The sequence below is a fragment of the Campylobacter sp. IFREMER_LSEM_CL2151 genome, assembly GCF_025771725.1.
Taxonomy (GTDB): Bacteria; Campylobacterota; Campylobacteria; order Campylobacterales; family Campylobacteraceae; genus Campylobacter_D; species Campylobacter_D lari_C.
This window is the reverse complement of the sequence record NZ_JAKMQT010000004.1, coordinates 33,788-51,813: the sequence shown is the minus strand read 5'-3', so window position 1 is coordinate 51,813 and position 18,026 is coordinate 33,788. Positions and strand designations below refer to the sequence as shown.

The 18,026-nt window shown below is 32.4% G+C and carries 20 protein-coding genes; 17 read left to right on the top strand and 3 right to left on the bottom strand.

Annotated elements, in window-relative coordinates:
- Positions 1-7: 7 nt before the first annotated feature.
- The 3 genes from L8V82_RS04070 to L8V82_RS04060 are packed head-to-tail and all read right to left on the bottom strand — an operon-like array spanning position 8 to position 4,060.
- The gene (locus L8V82_RS04070) at positions 8-1,810 is read right to left on the bottom strand and encodes a methyl-accepting chemotaxis protein (RefSeq protein ID WP_263724112.1); all 1,803 of its coding nucleotides are present in this window, start codon (positions 1,808-1,810) and stop codon (positions 8-10) included.
- Positions 1,794-2,717 (bottom strand): cytochrome-c peroxidase, encoded by a 924-nt coding sequence (locus tag L8V82_RS04065; RefSeq protein ID WP_412175312.1) that lies wholly within the window; start codon positions 2,715-2,717, stop codon positions 1,794-1,796. The genes L8V82_RS04070 and L8V82_RS04065 overlap by 17 nt, the downstream gene beginning before the upstream one ends.
- 53 nt (positions 2,718-2,770) lie before the next feature.
- A complete protein-coding gene (locus L8V82_RS04060) occupies positions 2,771-4,060 on the bottom strand; it encodes an MFS transporter (RefSeq protein ID WP_263724109.1) in 1,290 nt (429 codons plus the stop codon).
- Positions 4,061-4,193: 133 nt separating this feature from the next.
- On the opposite strand from L8V82_RS04060, the gene infA reads away from it, so the two are divergent.
- The 17 genes from infA (at position 4,194) to flgE (ending at position 17,935) form a co-directional block, all read left to right on the top strand.
- Positions 4,194-4,412, top strand: coding sequence for a translation initiation factor IF-1 (infA, locus tag L8V82_RS04055; RefSeq protein ID WP_012660842.1), 219 nt, complete (start codon positions 4,194-4,196; stop codon positions 4,410-4,412).
- A gap of 174 nt (positions 4,413-4,586) precedes the next feature.
- Positions 4,587-4,700 carry a 50S ribosomal protein L36 gene (gene rpmJ, locus L8V82_RS04050; RefSeq protein ID WP_002781429.1) on the top strand — a complete coding sequence of 38 codons (114 nt, stop codon included), beginning with the start codon at positions 4,587-4,589 and terminating at the stop codon, positions 4,698-4,700.
- Between the two features lie 3 nt (positions 4,701-4,703).
- Complete coding sequence (gene rpsM, locus L8V82_RS04045; protein WP_012660843.1) at positions 4,704-5,069, top strand: 30S ribosomal protein S13; 366 nt, start codon at positions 4,704-4,706, stop codon at positions 5,067-5,069.
- A 9-nt stretch (positions 5,070-5,078) separates the two neighbouring features.
- On the top strand, positions 5,079-5,471 hold the full coding sequence (rpsK, locus tag L8V82_RS04040; RefSeq protein ID WP_012660844.1) for a 30S ribosomal protein S11: 393 nt from the start codon (positions 5,079-5,081) through the stop codon (positions 5,469-5,471).
- Between the two features lie 30 nt (positions 5,472-5,501).
- Positions 5,502-6,128: a 30S ribosomal protein S4 gene (gene rpsD / locus L8V82_RS04035; RefSeq protein ID WP_039617184.1), complete on the top strand. Its 627-nt coding sequence runs from the start codon at positions 5,502-5,504 to the stop codon at positions 6,126-6,128.
- A gap of 14 nt (positions 6,129-6,142) precedes the next feature.
- Positions 6,143-7,156 carry a DNA-directed RNA polymerase subunit alpha gene (locus tag L8V82_RS04030; protein ID WP_263724108.1) on the top strand — a complete coding sequence of 338 codons (1,014 nt, stop codon included), beginning with the start codon at positions 6,143-6,145 and terminating at the stop codon, positions 7,154-7,156.
- A 3-nt stretch (positions 7,157-7,159) separates the two neighbouring features.
- On the top strand, positions 7,160-7,513 hold the full coding sequence (rplQ, locus tag L8V82_RS04025; RefSeq protein WP_012660847.1) for a 50S ribosomal protein L17: 354 nt from the start codon (positions 7,160-7,162) through the stop codon (positions 7,511-7,513).
- Positions 7,514-7,630: 117 nt separating this feature from the next.
- A complete protein-coding gene (gene hisG / locus L8V82_RS04020; protein ID WP_133319147.1) occupies positions 7,631-8,530 on the top strand; it encodes an ATP phosphoribosyltransferase in 900 nt (299 codons plus the stop codon).
- A gap of 9 nt (positions 8,531-8,539) precedes the next feature.
- A complete protein-coding gene (hisD, locus tag L8V82_RS04015) occupies positions 8,540-9,820 on the top strand; it encodes a histidinol dehydrogenase (RefSeq protein WP_263724107.1) in 1,281 nt (426 codons plus the stop codon).
- Positions 9,817-10,884, top strand: coding sequence for a bifunctional histidinol-phosphatase/imidazoleglycerol-phosphate dehydratase HisB (hisB, locus tag L8V82_RS04010; protein WP_214135749.1), 1,068 nt, complete (start codon positions 9,817-9,819; stop codon positions 10,882-10,884). The genes hisD and hisB overlap by 4 nt, the downstream gene beginning before the upstream one ends.
- The gene (locus L8V82_RS04005; protein WP_263724106.1) at positions 10,881-11,720 is read left to right on the top strand and encodes a type II restriction endonuclease; all 840 of its coding nucleotides are present in this window, start codon (positions 10,881-10,883) and stop codon (positions 11,718-11,720) included. Before hisB ends, L8V82_RS04005 begins: the two co-directional genes overlap by 4 nt.
- Positions 11,713-12,555 (top strand): DNA-methyltransferase, encoded by an 843-nt coding sequence (locus tag L8V82_RS04000; protein WP_263675545.1) that lies wholly within the window; start codon positions 11,713-11,715, stop codon positions 12,553-12,555. Before L8V82_RS04005 ends, L8V82_RS04000 begins: the two co-directional genes overlap by 8 nt.
- Positions 12,552-13,133, top strand: coding sequence for an imidazole glycerol phosphate synthase subunit HisH (hisH, locus tag L8V82_RS03995; RefSeq protein ID WP_263724105.1), 582 nt, complete (start codon positions 12,552-12,554; stop codon positions 13,131-13,133). Before L8V82_RS04000 ends, hisH begins: the two co-directional genes overlap by 4 nt.
- A 6-nt stretch (positions 13,134-13,139) precedes the next feature.
- Positions 13,140-13,874, top strand: a complete 735-nt coding sequence (hisA, locus tag L8V82_RS03990; protein ID WP_263724104.1) for a 1-(5-phosphoribosyl)-5-[(5-phosphoribosylamino)methylideneamino]imidazole-4-carboxamide isomerase — start codon at positions 13,140-13,142, stop codon at positions 13,872-13,874.
- Complete coding sequence (hisF, locus tag L8V82_RS03985; RefSeq protein ID WP_263702428.1) at positions 13,856-14,623, top strand: imidazole glycerol phosphate synthase subunit HisF; 768 nt, start codon at positions 13,856-13,858, stop codon at positions 14,621-14,623. The genes hisA and hisF overlap by 19 nt, the downstream gene beginning before the upstream one ends.
- 11 nt (positions 14,624-14,634) lie before the next feature.
- The gene (gene hisIE / locus L8V82_RS03980) at positions 14,635-15,261 is read left to right on the top strand and encodes a bifunctional phosphoribosyl-AMP cyclohydrolase/phosphoribosyl-ATP diphosphatase HisIE (protein ID WP_087700818.1); all 627 of its coding nucleotides are present in this window, start codon (positions 14,635-14,637) and stop codon (positions 15,259-15,261) included.
- 223 nt (positions 15,262-15,484) lie between these two features.
- Complete coding sequence (flgE, locus tag L8V82_RS03975; protein WP_263724103.1) at positions 15,485-17,935, top strand: flagellar hook protein FlgE; 2,451 nt, start codon at positions 15,485-15,487, stop codon at positions 17,933-17,935.
- Positions 17,936-18,026 lie beyond the last annotated feature (91 nt).

Genomic DNA, 18,026 nt, shown 5'->3' with positions numbered 1-18,026 from the left:
ATCTTTCTTACTCGAATGTTTTTAGTTTTTCTGAAAGTTTAGAAGCATTTTCTAAAACATCTTGTGAAATTTGTGTTAAATCAAGGGAGTAGTTTTTAACACAATTTGCAAGTTCGGTTACTTTTTCTATATTTTGTTCTAGCTCATTCATTTTAGCTTTTGATTCATCGCTTTTTTCTTCCATGATTTTAGTAGAATGAATACTTGTTTTTAATTTTCCTATAGAAGTTCCAACCTCACCTTGTAAGATATTAGCTTTGTTAGAGGTATCATTCATGGATTGATGAATTCCATCCATCAAGCTTTTATTATCATTGATTTGTTGTACTATAGTTCTTACGGTTGTTTCTATGGCGACTAAAGATTTTGTGGTTTTATCAGCTAGATTTCTAACTTCATCTGCAACCACAGCAAAGCCACGTCCATGCTCACCTGCACGCGCTGCTTCAATAGCTGCATTTAGTGCTAGTAAGTTGGTTTGATCGGCTATATCTTTTATGGTTGTGGTGACTTCTACTATGCTGTCAGCACTTTGTACTAGCATATCCATAGCACTTAAAACACTTTGTTCTTTTTCACCACTTAATAATATAAGCTCTACTAATTCTTTAAGTGTTGTTTCAACCTCCCCCATCACTTCTTGCATATCATACATATCATTTATGGTATTTTTAGCTAAATTTTGTGTTAAGTCTATATGGCTTTCTAAGATAGAGCTTATTTCATGTACATTAGAAATTTGCTCATGCTGTAAAAGTGAGCTTTGCTGTAAAACTTCAGCATTTTGAGAAAGTTTTTGCGAGCTTTTATGGCTTGAATTTGCAGTTTGTATAGCTTCTAAAACTGAATTTTGTACTATTTGTATAAAAGAGTTTATATAACCAGCACTTGTAGCCAATTCACTTTTTTTATCAATATCTAATCTTGCGCTTAAATTCGCATGCTCGCCAGCTAAGTTTGCACTTAGTTTTTCAAGTAAAGATATAGGTATGATTACTTTTTTTAATGTTAAAAGTATGAAGAAAATCAATACAGCTAAGGTGAATAAGAAAATTCCTATAGCAGTGTAAAGATTATATTTGTTATTAAGATTAATTTCTTGTGCGATTAAATTTTGATGTGCTAGAATTTCTTTTTGTAATTCTTGATCAAGAAAACTTTGAGAATTATCTTTTAAAATTTTAATCTGACTTAGTATCATTTTACAATGTGTGCTAAAAAGTTCAAATAATTCTTGTGGAAGCTGTGGATCGTTTGTGTTTAAATTTGCTACTAAACTTTGGAGACGATTTTGTGCTAAAGGCTCTAGTATATCCATAGTTCCTATGATGCTTAATATATCCCCGATAGATTCTATTTGTCTAGCTTCTTGAGTAGTAAGTGCTAGCTTGTTTGTTTGTTTAATGATTTCTTGTTGAATTTCATAAAGATAAAGTTTTGAATTTATAGCAATAGAATTAGCTGATTTAAAATGCTGTAATTGGGCATTTTTTTTCTCAAAAATCGTTTGTATTTTTTTCGTGTCTATTTTATTGGCTTTTAAAATTGCTAAAGTATTTTCAAAATCTTGTATTAAAGCAACACTAGTGTCATAATTTTGCAAATTGAGTTTGTTTTTAAAAATCTCATCTATTTTGGTATCTAGAATTTCTAATTTTTGAAAAGAACCCATGATGAGTGAATTTCTCTTTGTGGTGTTGTAGGTATTAAAGATAAATAAGGTCAAAATTAAAAGTAGTACCAAAACCACTATGGATAAAGTTATGAATTGTTTTAAAAAAGAAAAAGATTTTTTATTTGAGTGGGTCATGGTATTCTCCTGTTAAAGAATTTAAAAAAGCAACTATATCATCAACCACATCTTGTTCTAAAAATTTACCAAGTTGATAATAAGCCATAAATTGCACGCAAGCATCAAGTGTTGGCATGGAGCCATCATGAAAATAAGGAGCAGTTTTAGCTATATTTCTAAGGCTTGGTACTTTTACTACAAATTGATCATGAGGATCTTGGGTGATCTCATAGCGCCCTTTCCAGTTTGTTCCATTATCATAAGGTACAAATACTCCCATTTTTTGATACATATTGCCACCTATATTTTGACCTTGATGGCATGCTATACAACCATTTGACAAAAAAGCATCATAACCTCTTTTTGCTTGCTCGCTTATTGCATTTTTATCACCTTTTAAGTAGCGATCAAAAGGAGAATTTGGAGTGAGTAAGGTTTTTTGAAACTCAGCTAAAGCGTGTGTTATATTTTCAAAGCTAATTCCTCCATAAAGTTTTTTAAATTCTTTTTCATAAATTGGGTTAGCTTTTACAATTTGTACTACTTCACTTTCATCTTTTAAGCCCATTTCTTTGGGATTTAATAAAGGATGTTTGGCTTGATCTTGCAAGTCTTTTGCATTGCCTCTCCAAAATTGAGATAGATTAAAAATAGCATTGAAATTTGTAGGTGTATGAAATGGCTCATCTATTATGCCATTAATACCCGTTGAAAAAGTTTTATTATCTACTCCAAATTTTGTAATATCATGACAAGTGTTACAAGATACTTTTTTATCTTTTGATAAACTTGTATCCATGTAAAGTTTTTTACCTAAAATAGCTTTTTCTTTATCATAAGGAACACTTTCAGGCAAAGGGGTAATCATTTCAAGTGCTAAAAGTGGTAGTAAAGAAAATATTAAAATAATAAAAGTTTTCATAATCATTTTCCTTATTTTTATAAATTTTTAATTAATAATTTTTCTTAATTATAGCACTAAAATCTTAATCTTTTATAAGTAAATATAGTGGTTAGAAGTGTTATAAGTGATAAAAATAAAATATAAATAAAAATTCCATAAACAAAAGGATTCTCAGGTCTTATAGCTAAAGAATGCAACATAAATACAAGCTGAGGTGTAAAACCACCCGCTATAGCATAAGCTATATTATAAGAAAAAGAAATTCCACTAAAGCGAATACTTGGTTTAAAAATTTTACACATTAAAATAGGCGCTAAGGCATTAATGCCGCCAAAAAAACATGCAATAAAATAAAAATATATACTTAAATGTAGAATTTGAGCATAGAAAAAATAAAAATAAAAAAAGCAAGAAAGACTAAAACCTATTGTAAAAATCAAACTAGTGATTAAAAAGCCAAATTTATCTACCCAAATTCCAGCAAGCAAAGTTCCACAAGATAAAATTATTATCGCAATCATTTGTATTAAAATAGCATCTGTTTTATCAAGAACTAAAACCTCAGGTATAAAATTTGGCATAAGTAAAATGAGTATGATCACGCAAGCTGTAAGCATCCATGTTAAAAGCATAGAGGCGACGATGTCTAAAAAAATATTTTTTTCTTTAAAAAGTGTCTTTAGCGGAAATTTTTCTAAATTATTTTCTTGGTGCATTTTTTGAAAAATCGGTGTTTCTTCTAGAAATTTTCTAAGATATATAGAAATAATGCCAAAAAATCCACCAATAGCAAAAGGAATACGCCAAGCATAATCATAAATTGATTCTTGATCAAAACAATGATTAATTACTAGCGCAACAACACATCCTAAAAGAATACCAAAAGCCATAGAAGCATTAATAGCGCTAATATAAAAACTATCTTTTCCATCGGGTGCATGTTCTTTTACAAAAACCCAAGCACCAGGTAATTCTCCGCCTATGGCTACACCTTGAGCTATTCTAACAAGTAATAAAAATACCGGAGCTAGATAACCTATGCTTTCAAAAGTAGGTATAAAAGCTAAAGAAAAAGTTGGAAGCACCATGAGTAATATGCTTAGCATAAACATTTTTTTACGGCCAAATTTATCACCAAAATGCGCCATAACTATACCACCAAGTGGCCTAGCTAAATATCCTGCTGCAAAGGTTCCATAAGTATTTAAAAGTTTCCAAAAATCACTCATATCGCTTGGAAAAAAATTTCTTGAAATATAATTAGCAAAAAAGACAAAAATCACAAAATCATAAAATTCTAAAGCTCCTCCCAAAGAAGATAAGGAAAGTGTTTTATAATCTTTTCTTTTTAAACTTTTTAGCATTTAAATACTTTCTTATATAGTGTTTTGATAATTATAATAAAAAATGCCGTAGTTTGTAAAAAAATATTAAAAATTTAAAAAGAAAAATTGTGATAAAATAATAGTTTTGTATTTTGTAGAAAGGAGAAAAGCATTGGCAAAAGATGATATTATCGAAATTGATGGTAATGTAATCGAAGCTTTACCTAATGCAACTTTTAAAGTTGAATTAGATAATAAACATGTGATACTTTGTCATATTGCAGGTAAGATGCGCATGCATTATATTAGGATTATGCCTGGCGATAGAGTTAAAGTGGAACTAACACCTTATAGCCTTGATAAGGGTCGTATTACATTTAGATACAAATAAGTCTAAGTTGTTTAAAAGCAAAAGTAAAGTATAATTAGCACTTTTGCAGAAATTGCAATAAAACTGTATGAAGAAGTATTTTCAAAATCACCACTTATTTTGAAAATAGTTGGTTGCTCTAAAAACCTGGTGCAGTTGTAAAAAAAGTGGAATTTACAATAACAGGAGTAAAGCATGAAAGTTAGACCATCTGTTAAAAAGATGTGTGACAAATGCAAAGTAGTTCGTCGTAAAGGCGTAGTTCGCATTATTTGCGAAAATCCAAAACACAAACAAAGACAAGGATAATTTATGGCTCGTATTGCAGGTGTGGATTTACCAAAGAAAAAAAGAATTGAATATGGTTTGACTTATATTTATGGTATAGGTTTGCATACTTCAAGAAAAATCTTAGATAAAACAGGAATTTCTTATGATAAAAGAGTTCATGAACTAAGTGAAGATGAAGCAGCGGCTATCCGTAAAGAAATTCAAGAAAACTATATGGTTGAGGGTGATCTTAGAAAACAAGTTGCTATGGATATCAAAGCATTAATGGATCTAGGAAGCTTTAGAGGCTTAAGACATAGAAAAGGCTTACCGGTTCGTGGTCAAAAAACAAAAACAAATGCCAGAACTAGAAAAGGTAAGAGAAAAACCGTTGGTGCAAAATCATAAGGATAGAAAATGGCAAAAAGAAAAGTAGTTAAGAAAAAAGTAGTTAAAAAAAATATAGCTAAAGGTATAGTTTATATCAGTGCAACATTTAATAATACTATGGTTACTGTAACTGATGAAATGGGAAATGCTATCGCTTGGAGTAGTGCAGGTGGTTTAGGATTTAAAGGTTCTAAAAAATCAACTCCTTACGCAGCACAACAAGCAGTAGAAGATGCTTTAAATAAAGCAAAAGAACATGGTATTAAAGAAGTAGGTATTAAAGTACAAGGACCAGGAAGTGGTCGTGAGACAGCGGTTAAGAGTGTAGGTGCTATGGAAGGTATTAAAGTAACTTTCTTAAAAGATATTACCCCATTAGCTCATAATGGTTGTAGACCACCAAAACGTCGTCGTGTCTAAGAATAAGATATAAGATTTAGGAGAATTATAATGGCAAGATATAGAGGACCAGTAGAGAAATTAGAAAGACGACTTGGCGTAAGCTTGGCAATGAAAGGCGAAAGAAGATTAGCAGGTAAAAGTGCTTTAGATAAACGCCCTTACGCACCAGGTCAGCATGGACAAAGAAAAGCTAAAATCAGCGAATACGGACTTCAATTAAGAGAAAAACAAAAAGCTAAATTTATGTATGGAGTTAGCGAAAAACAATTTAGAAGATTATTTAGCGAAGCTGCTAGAAAAGATGGCAACACCGGTGCGCTTTTAATCCAGCTTTTAGAACAAAGACTTGATAATGTTGTTTATAGAATGGGTTTTGCTACAACACGCCGTTTTGCTAGACAACTTGTAACTCATGGACATATTTTAGTAAATGGTAAAAGAGTAGATATTCCTAGTTATAGAGTAGAAGCAGGTCAAAAAATCGAAGTGATTGAAAAAAGCAAAAACAATCCTCAAATTTCAAGAGCGATCGAACTTACTGCTCAAACTGGTATAGTTGCTTGGGTTGATGTAGAAAAAGATAAAAGATTTGGAATTTTTACAAGAAAACCTGAAAGAGAAGAAGTTATCATTCCAGTTGAGGAAAGATATATCGTTGAGTTGTACTCTAAATAATAAAGGTTTTTGATATGAGACATATTACAACTTCTGCTTATACACCGACAGAGTTTAGTATTGAAAATATCAGTGATACAGTAGCAAAAGTAAGTGCATGGCCTTTTGAAATTGGCTATGCTATTACTTTGGCGCATCCTTTGCGTCGTTTGCTTTATTCAAGCACAGTAGGTTTTGCTCCAACAGGAGTTAAAATCAAAGGCGTAGCACATGAATTTGATAGTATGCGTGGTATGCTTGAAGATGTAGCATTGTTTATTATCAATCTAAAAAAATTAAGATTTAAACTAAAAACAGATTCTGAAAAAGAAGTTATAACTTTTAGTTTTAAAGGACCAAAAGAAATTTGCGGAAAAGACTTAGATAACGATGTTGTTGAGGTTGTGAACGCAGATAGCTATCTTGCAACGATCAATGAAGATGCAGATTTAGAATTTACCTTAATCATTGAAAAAGGTATAGGTTATGTACCTTCTGAAGAAGTGCAAAATTTCTTAGATCCTGAATTTATAGCACTTGATGCATTCTTTACTCCAGTAAAACATGCAGTTTATGATATAGAAAAAGTGCTTTTTGAAGATAACCCAGATTATGAAAAAGTTGTTTTTACAATCACAACTGATGGTCAAATTTCACCAAGTGATGCTTTTAAAAATGCTTTAGAAGCAATGTATAAACAATTATCAGTGTTTGATAAAATCACTAATGCTCAAAGCGTTGTAAGAAGCCAAACACAAAATAATGAAGTAGAGCATGTAAAATTACTTCAAAATATAACTGAGTTAAATTTAAGTGCAAGAAGCTTTAACTGCTTAGAAAAAGCAAATGTAGTTTATATCGGTGAGCTTGCTTTAATGAGTGTTAGCGAACTTGCAGATTTAAAAAATCTTGGTAAAAAATCTTTAGATGAGATTAAAAGCGTAATGGAATCTATAGGTTTCCCTATAGGAAATTCAAAACTCAGTGATAGTGCAAAAGAAACGCTAAAGAAAAAAATTACAGAATTAAAAGCACAAAATGAAGGATAATCAATGAGACATAGACATGGATATAGAAAGTTAGGACGCACTTCTACTCATCGTGCAGCCTTATTAAAAAACCTTACCATTGCTATTATTAAAGCAGGTAAAATAGAAACAACATTACCTAAAGCAAAAGAATTAAGAGGTTATGTTGAAAGATTGATCACTCGTGCAAGAAAAGGTGATTTCAATGCTCACAGAGCAGTTTTTGCTAGCTTGCAAGATAAAGAAGCTACAAATAAACTTGTAACAGAAATCGCACCTAAATTTGCAGATAGAAACGGTGGTTATACAAGAATTATTAAAACAAGAATTCGCCGTGGCGATGCTGCAGAAATGGCTTTTATCGAATTCGTAGCTTAATTTTTAGCCTTTTTAAAGGCTAAAAACTTCTTATTTTTATTTATTTACTTACTATTTTTTGTATTTTTATCCATTTTTTGCTACTATTAATCTTTTTAACTACAAAAAAGGAAAAAAATGCAAGAAAATTCAAGATTACGCATAGCTATACAAAAATCAGGTCGTTTAAGCAAAGATTCTATCGCCTTGCTTGAGTCTATAGGCGTAAAACTTCGCATACACGATCAAAGCTTGATTGCTTTTTCTACAAATTTACCTATTGATTTACTTAGAGTAAGAGATGATGATATACCAGGATTAATTTTTGATGGGGTAGTAGATCTTGGCATAGTCGGAGAAAATGTTTTAGAAGAAAATGAGTTAGAAAGAAAATCAAAAAACGAAAATGCAGATTTTATAATGCTTAAAAAGCTTGATTTTGGTGGGTGTCGTTTGTCTTTAGCATTGCCAGAAAATAGCGAGTATAAAGGTATAGAAAGTTTTAAAAATTTACGCATAGCAACTTCTTATCCACAGCTTTTAAAGCGTTTTATGGAAGAAAATAACATTCCTTATAAAACTTGTATGCTAACAGGCTCAGTTGAAGTAGCACCAAGTGCAAATTTAGCTGATGGAATTTGTGATTTAGTTTCAAGTGGTGCTACTTTAAAAGCAAATGGACTTAAAGAAGTTATGGTAATTTATAAATCAAAAGCTTGTATTATCCAAAGAAAAGAAAGTTTAGCTTCACATAAACAAGAATTAATCGATAAATTACTCATTAGAATTCATGGAGTTATGCAAGCAAGAGAGTCAAAATACATCATGTTGCATGCTCCTATTGAAAAGCTAGAAAAAATCACAGCTTTATTACCAGGTGTTGAAAAACCTACGATTTTACCTTTAGAAAATGATAAAGCTAGAGTGGCGCTACATATGGTAAGTCAAGAAAATTTATTTTGGGAAACTATGGAAGCTTTAAAAAAAGAAGGTGCAAGTGCGATTTTAGTTTTACCTATTGAAAAAATGCTCTCTTAAAGGATAAAAATGCAAATACTTGATTTTGAAAAACTAAACCAAAGCGAACAAGAATTAGCACTCAAGCGTCCTGCTATAAGCGCTAATGCACAGGTTAAAACCATAGTAGAACAAATCATTGAAGATGTTAAAACAAATGGCGATGAAGCTTTAAAGCAAATGGCTATAAAATTTGATAAAGTAGAGTTAAATTCCATCAAACTAAGCAATGAAGAGCTTAGTAATTTAGCAGAGCAAATTGATGATGAGTTAAAACAAGCTATCAAAATAGCTTATGAAAATATCTATAAATTCCACAAAGCTCAAGAAAGTCAAACCATAGAGGTTCAAACCTTTGAAGGGGTAACTTGCAAGGTACTAACAAGAGCCATTGAAAAAGTAGGGCTTTATATACCAGGAGGTTTAGCGCCACTTTTTTCAACTGCACTCATGCTAGCTATCCCAGCTAAAATTGCAAAATGTAAATTTATAGCCTTAGCTTCCCCAGCACCACTACATCCTGCCATTGCTTTTGTAGCAAAACTTTGTGAGGTTGATGCAGTGTATCAAATAGGCGGAGCAGGGGCTATAGCAGCACTTGCTTATGGAACGCAAAGTGTACAAAAAGTAGATAAAATTTTTGGCCCAGGAAATGCCTTTGTAACTGAAGCCAAAAAGCAAGTTAATAATCATGGAGTAGCTATTGATATGCAAGCAGGACCTTCAGAGGTATTAGTTTTAGCAGATGAGTTTGCTAATGCTAAATTTATAGCTTCGGATTTACTCTCACAAGCTGAGCATGGAGCAGATTCTCAAGCGATTTTAGTTTGCACAAGTGAAAAATTAGCCAAAGAAGTAGATAGTGAAGTTGCTTTACAGCTTGAAAAACTCTCGCGTAAAGAAATTGCTTCAAAATCTTTAGCACACTCTAAAATCATTCTTGCAAAAGATATAAAACATGCCATAAGTATTTCAAATGACTATGCACCCGAGCATTTGATCATTCATACACAAAATCCATCTAGCTTGCTTGATGATATTATGCATGCAGGTTCGGTATTTTTAGGTGAGTATTCTCCAGAATCTATGGGAGATTATGCAAGTGGGACAAATCATGTATTACCAACTTATGGTTTTACTAAGTCTTATTCTTCTTTAGGGCTTGCTGATTTTATGAAAAGAATGACTGTACAAGAACTTAGCAAAGAAGGCTTTAAAAAACTTGGGCCTGTGGTGGAAATTTTAGCAGCAGCTGAAGGGCTTGATGGGCATAAAAATGCCGTGAGTTTAAGATTAGAAAGTCTAAAATGAGTGCAAAAATTTTATTTATTGATAGAGATGGCACGCTCATTGATGAGCCAAAAGATGATTTTCAAATCGATTCTTTAGAAAAACTTGAGTTTGAAAAAGGTGCCATCAATGCACTTTTAAAGTTAAAAAATTTTGGTTTTAAATTTGTTATGGTAAGTAATCAAGACGGCCTAGGCACAAATTCTTTTCCTAAGGAAAATTTTGACAAGGCTCATGAAAAAATGCTAAGTGTTTTTCAAAGTTGCGGCATAGAATTTGAAGATATTTTTATATGTCCACATTTTGAGCATGAAAATTGTGCCTGTAGGAAGCCAAAAACTGCCATGCTTGAAAACTATATCAAAAATAAACTTTATGATAAAAATAAAAGTTTTGTCATAGGCGATAGAGACAGCGATATGCTTTTAGCGCAAAATCTTGAAATTCAAGGTTTAAAATATGATAAAAATGATTTTAATTGGGAGCAAATCGCTGATTTTATCTTGCAAAATTACCGCAGTGCTTGTATAGAGCGTAATACCAAAGAAACTCAAATTCAAGTTAAAATAGCTTTTAATGAAAAAGCAAAAGCTGATATAAAAACAAATATCGCATTTTTTGATCATATGTTAGAGCAAATTGCTACGCATGCAAATATATCTTTAGAGATAAAATGCAAGGGAGATTTAGAAGTTGATGAACATCACAGCGTAGAAGATGTTGCACTTGCTTTGGGCGAGGCTATTAAAAATGCACTTGATCAAAAAATAGGCATTGCAAGATATGGCTTTGTTTTGCCTATGGATGAGTGCTTGGCAAGTTGTGCGATTGACTTTTGTAATAGACCGCATTTAGTTTATAAGGCTAAGTTTAAAAAAGAAAAGCTTGGAGAATTAAGCACAGAAATGATAGAGCATTTTTTCTACTCACTAAGCTATGCTATGGGTGCGAGTTTGCATTTAAAAGTTAAAGGCAAAAACGATCATCACAAAGCCGAAGGACTTTTTAAAGCCTTTGCAAGAGCTTTAAAAATGGCTATAAAAATAGAAAATGAAAACCTAGCAAGCTCTAAAGGAGTGATATGAAAAATAAACTTAGTTTTGAAAAATTTATAAATAGTTTGCAAGCTACAAATAGACATTTAGATTTTTATGTAGATTGGGAAAAATGCTTAAGAAATAAAAATAAAATTAGCATCTATCTTAATCATTTAAATTTTCTACTAGGAAAAAGCAAAAATGAATTAAGGCAATCTATAGAAGAACTTTTTGAAGAATATCCAAAGGCTTTTAATGTTTTAAATGTATTAATTGCGGTTAGAGATAAAGATAAAAAGGACATTATTATAAATCAATTTTCAAATTTTGTATCTTTGGAAGGGTATTTTAAAAATTCAGATAGTGTTTATAATTTTATTTGCGAAACAGGCTTGTTAGAAATTTTTTCTACTCATGAGATTAAAAATTTAAATGATTATGTATTCGGAATAGAAGTGGGACTTGATACTAATGCGAGAAAAAATCGTAGTGGTAAAATAATGGAAATGCAATTAAAAGAAATTTTTACTCCACATTGTTTAAAATTTGAAGAGCAGGTAAATATTAAAAAATTTCCTGAACTTCATAAAGCTTTTGGTGAAGATATAAAAAAATTTGATTTTGTAATTTTTTCTTCTAAAAAAACTTATTTTATAGAATGTAATTTTTATGCAGGTGCGGGAAGTAAATTAAATGAAGTTGCCAGAGCTTATCAAGAACTAGCTCCTAAATTTGATCAGTTTTCTCAATATGAATTTATATGGATAACAGATGGTCAAGGTTGGTTAAAAGCTAAAAATAAACTTGAAGAAGCTTATAAAAAAGTAGAAATTTATAATCTTTCTAATATTAATGATTTTATCTTAAAGGTAAAAAATGTCTAAGTCTATTTTTACAAGTAAAGATAAACTTTTTCAGCTTTATCAAAATGATTGTAATAAATTATTACCTCAATTTGAAAATCAAATTGATCTAATCTTTGCAGATCCACCTTATTTTTTGTCTAATGATGGTTTGAGTATCCAAAGTGGTAAAATAGTAAGTGTAAATAAGGGGCAATGGGATAAAGGTGATGATATTGAAAAAATAGATGAGTTTAACTTAAAATGGCTTTCAAATGCAAAAATAGCACTTAAAGATACTGGAAGTATTTTAATAAGCGGAACTTATCATAATATTTTCTCTCTTGGCAGAATTTTACAAAAACTTGATTTTAAAATTTTAAATATTATTACTTGGCAAAAAACTAACCCACCGCCTAATTTTTCCTGTAGATACTTAACTCATTCTACAGAACAAATTATATGGGCTAGAAAAAGTCCTAAACATAAACATATATTTAATTATGGGTTGATGAAAAAATTAAATGAAAATAAGCAAATGCGAGATGTGTGGCAATTTAGCGCTATAGCTCCGTGGGAAAAAAATAATGGCAAACACCCCACCCAAAAGCCACTACCCTTACTTGTTAGATTAATTTTAATGGCAAGTAATGAAAATTCGTTAATTTGCGATCCGTTTAGTGGAAGTTCGACTACAGGGATTGCAGCTAATTTATTAAATAGAAAATTTATAGGTTTTGAAAAAGAAGATGAATTTATTAAAATTTCTGTAAATCGTAAAATAGAGTTAGAGAAAAATTTTCAAATGATTAAAAACAAGATTAACGACTTGAAAGTTTTAACAAAAGCAAATTTATTTCAAGAGAGAATGATATGAAACTAGCTATTATAGATACAGGTTGTGCGAATTTAGCTTCACTTGCTTTTGCACTCGAGCGTTTAGGGCAAAAAAGTATCATCACACATGATTTAAAAGAACTCTCACAAGCAGATAAGCTTTTGCTTCCCGGGGTTGGCACAGCAGCTAAAGCAATGGCTAATTTACAAGCACTTAATTTAGAAAATTTTATCCAAACTACCACAAAACCACTTTTAGGTATTTGTCTTGGTATGCAAATTTTGGGTAAATTTTCAGAAGAATTACACCAAAAAACACTTGGCATTATGCCTTTTGATACACAAAAATTCCAAGAAAAAGTAAATTTTACTTTCCCGCATATGGGGTGGAATCAAGTCTTTAGCTCGCATGAGCTTTTTAAAGGCTTAGATGGGGCTTATTTTTATTTTGTGCATAGTTATTGTGTGAGTTTAAATGAATACACCATCGCAGAGTGTGAGTACTCTACTAAATTTAGTGCAAGTTTAAACAAAGACAATTTTTATGGCGTGCAGTTTCACCCTGAAAGAAGTGGCGAAGCGGGCGAAGTATTATTAAAAAATTTCATAAATATGTAGGTAAAAATGCAAACTCAAATCATTCCAGCATTAGACTTAATAGATGGCAAAGTAGTAAGGCTTTATAAAGGAGATTATACTAAAAAGCAAGAATACAGCTTTGATCCTTTGGCTAAATTTCAAGAGTATGAGGCTCAAGGCATTGCTTGGCTTCATTTGGTGGATTTAAGCGGTGCAAAAGATCCTAGTAAAAGACAACTAAAACTCATAGAAAACCTAGCTTCTAAAATCAAAGTAAATCTTCAAGTAGGTGGGGGAATTCGCAATAAAGATGAGATTAAAGCTTTGTTTGATAGCGGTGTTAAACGCGTAGTTATAGGCTCTTTAGCAGTTAAAAACAAAGCTTTTACACAAGAGCTTTTAAATGAATTTGGTGTAGAAAATATAGTCTTAGCGCTTGATAGTATTTGCGTTAAAGATGAGTTTTTTGTGGCTGTTGATGCATGGAGTAAAACAAGCGATGAAAAATTATTTGATCTTTTAAATTTTTATAAAGATGTAAAGCATATTTTATGCACAGATATTTCTAAAGATGGCACGATGAGTGGAGCAAATATCACTTTATATAAAACTTTGCATGAGAAATTCCCGCATTTGCAAACCCAAGCAAGTGGAGGCGTGGCAGGTTTAGAAGATTTTAAAAAGTTAAATGGCATAGTAAGTGGTATCATCGTAGGCAAAGCCTTGCTTGATAAAGAATTTAGCATAAAGGAGGCTAAAGAATGCTTGCAAAACGCATAATCGCATGTTTAGATGTAAAAGATGGTAGAGTAGTTAAAGGGGTACAGTTTAAAAACCATGAAGATATGGGCGATATCATCGAGCTTGCTAAATTTTACTCACAAAATGGCATTGATGAGCTTGTGTTTTATGATATAACCGCTTCAGCTAAAAATGAGCGCATTGATAGAACTTGGGTAAGCAAGGTAGCACAAAATATCTCTATACCATTTTGCGTTGCAGGAGGTATAAAAAGCGAAGATGACGCGAAAGAACTTTTAGCAAATGGTGCTGATAAAATTTCTATTAATTCCCCTGCTTTAAATGATCCTGATTTAATCTCACGCCTTGCAAAAAGCTTTGGAGTGCAATGTGTAGTCGTAGGTATAGATACTTTTAAAGATGAAAACAACGAACTTTTAGTCTATAAATACACCGGAGATGAGAGCAAATCTCATCATAGTGGTAAAAAAACACTAGAGTGGGTAAAGCAAGTATGTGAGCTAGGAGCCGGTGAAATCGTGCTAAATATGATGAATCAAGATGGTATGAGAAAGGGTTATGATCTTGATCAACTTGCTAAAGTTAGACAAATTTGCCCTGTGCCTTTAGTAGCAAGTGGTGGTGCAGGAGCTAAAGAGCATTTTTTAGACGCTTTTAAACTTGGTGTTGATGGAGCTTTGGCAGCTTCTATTTTTCATAAAAAACTTATAGATATTAAAGAATTAAAACTATTTTTAAAAGACCAAGGCATACAAATTCGTATTTAAAAGGAAAAGCTATGAAGATAAATGAAGAAGAATTCATAAAAAGCATTAACTGGCAAAAGGTTAATAACCTTGTTCCTGTGATTATTCAAGATTATCATTCTTGTGAAGTTTTAATGCAAGGTTTTATGAATGAAGAGGCATTAAGAGAGAGTTTTAAGCACCAAAAGGTTGTGTTTTACTCACGCACTAAAGAGCGTTTGTGGATGAAAGGGGAGCAAAGTGGGAATTTTTTACATATCATAGATATGGGACTTGATTGCGATAGAGATTGTATTTTGATTTTAGTTAAACCTAGCGGAGCTACTTGTCACACGGGTGATACTTCTTGTTTTGAAACACTTTCTAAAAAGGCTGATTTTGTATTTTTATCGCGTCTTGAAAGGCTGATTAATTCTCGTAAAAACACTTGTGCAAGTTCTTCTTACACAGCTGAGCTTTTTTCAAAAGGCACTAAACGCATAGCACAAAAAGTAGGCGAAGAAGGCGTTGAAACGGCTTTAGCTGCTACTATTAAAGACAAAGATGAGCTTATAAATGAAGCAGCTGATTTACTTTATCATTTAGAAGTGTTATTAGCTGATGCGGATTTGAGTTTAAATGATGTGATTGCTAAACTAAAAGAAAGAAATAAAAGTTAAGCGTGATTTCTCACGCTTAATTAAGCAATATTTTTGAAAAGATTCACTGACTATATCGAGTAATTTTAAAAAAACTTTACACTTTAAAACCTAATTTTTGATTTATTTTCTACTTTTTAATTTCATTTTATTTGTATTTTTGGAACACTTATTGCTTTATCTTGGCTAAGCAATAGAATATTGTGAGATATTCACAAAGCAATATTTTTTAAAGGATTTAATTATGATGAGATCTCTTTGGGCTGGGGTTTCAGGACTCCAAGCACACCAATACGCAATGGATGTAGAAGGTAACAACATAGCAAATGTTAATACATTTGGTTTTAAGTATTCTCGTGCGGATTTCTCAACGCTTATGAGCCAAACTTCTAAGATAGCTACAGCTCCAGATGGCAACCTAGGTGGTAAAAACCCTATGCAAGTTGGACTTGGTGCGGGTGTAAATTCTACGACTAGAATTCACTCTCAAGGTAATATCCAAACTACAGACAAAAACACCGATATGGCTATTAACGGGGATGGATTTTTCATCGTTTCAAATGATGGTGGCACAACACAGTTTTTTACTCGTGCAGGGGACTTTAAAACAGACGCGGTAGGAAATTTCGTAGATAATAACGGCTATACCGTTCAAGGTTGGAATTATAATCAAGAAACAGGCCAAATTGACTCTTCTAAATCAGTAACAGATATCGTGATCCCACCTGGTATGAGTATGCCTGCTAAACCAAGTACTTCAGTAAGTCTTACAGCAAATTTAGATAGTGGTAATACTTTGGGTATGAATGCTTCTGCTAAGCGTCCTATCTATGCTCTTGATTCTCAACACGGTTTTAGAGCTGATACAGGAACGGCTATAGATGAAAATGATACTGGCCATACTGAGTTTTACACTACTTCAAAAAGTGGAGCCCAAGTAACTGAAAAAGGTGTAGATATGGGCGTAGTGTTTAATGCTCAAGGTGAAGGTTTAAACTTAAGAAGTGGTCAAGGTATATGGGTAAGTTATGCTGATGCCAAACATACTTCTAATATTACAATGAGACCTGACCTGCCTCAAGATAGATCAAAATGGACTGATGGAGATTTTACTTATTGGGGTTTTAAAGATGGTGACACCACCCATACAGCAAAATTGAATATTACCATTAATGGTGTAAATATTCAAGCAGAAGGTGTAGGGCAAGAAACTTTTATCAACGCTATTAATGCTAAGACAGCTGAAACTGGCGTAGTAGCTTCAGTAGTAAATGGACAAATCACTTTTACAAACGATAATAGCACAGGAACTACAGCTAAATCTAAAAATTTGGATATTGTAGTACATAATGATACTACAGCAGGTGGGCAAATTAAGGTAGACACTAAACAGACTAATTTGAATCAAATTTTAACACTTGATGGAACAGCTCGTAGAGCTTGGCTTGGAACTACTGATGGACAGCCAGGTAGTGCTGTTAAAGATAAAGTACAAGTAATTACTGCTCATGAGTATATATATAGTCCAAATAGTGTAGATATAGGACCAAATCCTAACCCAGACGCAGCTACTAAGGAACAAGCAAATATGCCTAGTGCTAATGGTCAAAGAACTTTTCATACAACCGAAGACTTAAGAGAGCTTTTGCAAAGAGATGCAAGATGGGCGGTGGATTATGATGGAGATGGAACTATAGAAAATTGGGCTAATGGAGGTCAAGGATCAAAAGAGGATGCAAATGCTGCTGTAGAAGTAGTAGTTGAAAGTGATGGTAGATTTAAAATCACAAATCCAAAAACAACAGAATCTAAAGATATGACTTTTAAAGTTACAGGTTATTCTAATGAGGCTAATAAAATCGCCACAAATGATAAATTCACAGCGATGTTTAGTGCCTTAGATGGAAATTTCAATGCAGGTAATAATGAAAAATATTCTCAAGACATGTATCTTTCAGCTCATACTGCTAGTATAGAAATTTTTGATTCATTAGGAACTAGACATGAGCTAACTGTGCAATTTACTAAGCAAAGTAAAACAGCAGATGGTGGGGCTGAATGGTCTATCATCATCTCAGTGCCTGAGCCTGCAGAGATAAATTTTAGTGGTGATGGAGCTCCAGGAAACATAGTAGTAGGAAATTTAAGATTTGGTAATGATGGCTCTTTACAAAGCTATACGCCAAATGTATTAAACTTTACCGGAAATAATGGCTCAAAACCTGATCAAGTTATAAAACTTGACTTTGGAACAACAGGTGGTTTTGATGGTTTAACAAGCTATGATAAAGACTCAGCTACAACTAAACAAGAAACTGATGGTTACACAGGAGGTAACTTAAAGCCAGATGCATTAAGAACTGATGAGAATGGTTATATCTATGGAGAATTTACAAATGGTAAAACTCTAGCTTTAGCTAAGGTTGCTCTAGCTACTTTCCCAAATAATATGGGTCTTGAAGAAATGGGTAATAACCTTTTCAAAGCGACAGCAAACTCAGGAACACCTACTATAGGTCATGCTGGTGAAGGTGGTAGAGGGGGCTTAAAAGGCTCAGCTATAGAAATGTCAAATGTGGATTTAAGTCGTGCATTAACTGAGCTTATCGTAATCCAAAGGGGTTATCAAGCAAACTCAAAAACGATTACCACAAGCGATCAGCTTTTAAATACCTTGCTTCAATTAAAACAATAATTTTAACCCAAGGTTTTAAAACCTTGGGATCAAGCTTTACAAGGTTATCGAGGTAGCCTTGTAATACTTGATAGCCTTGAAGCCTTCAATC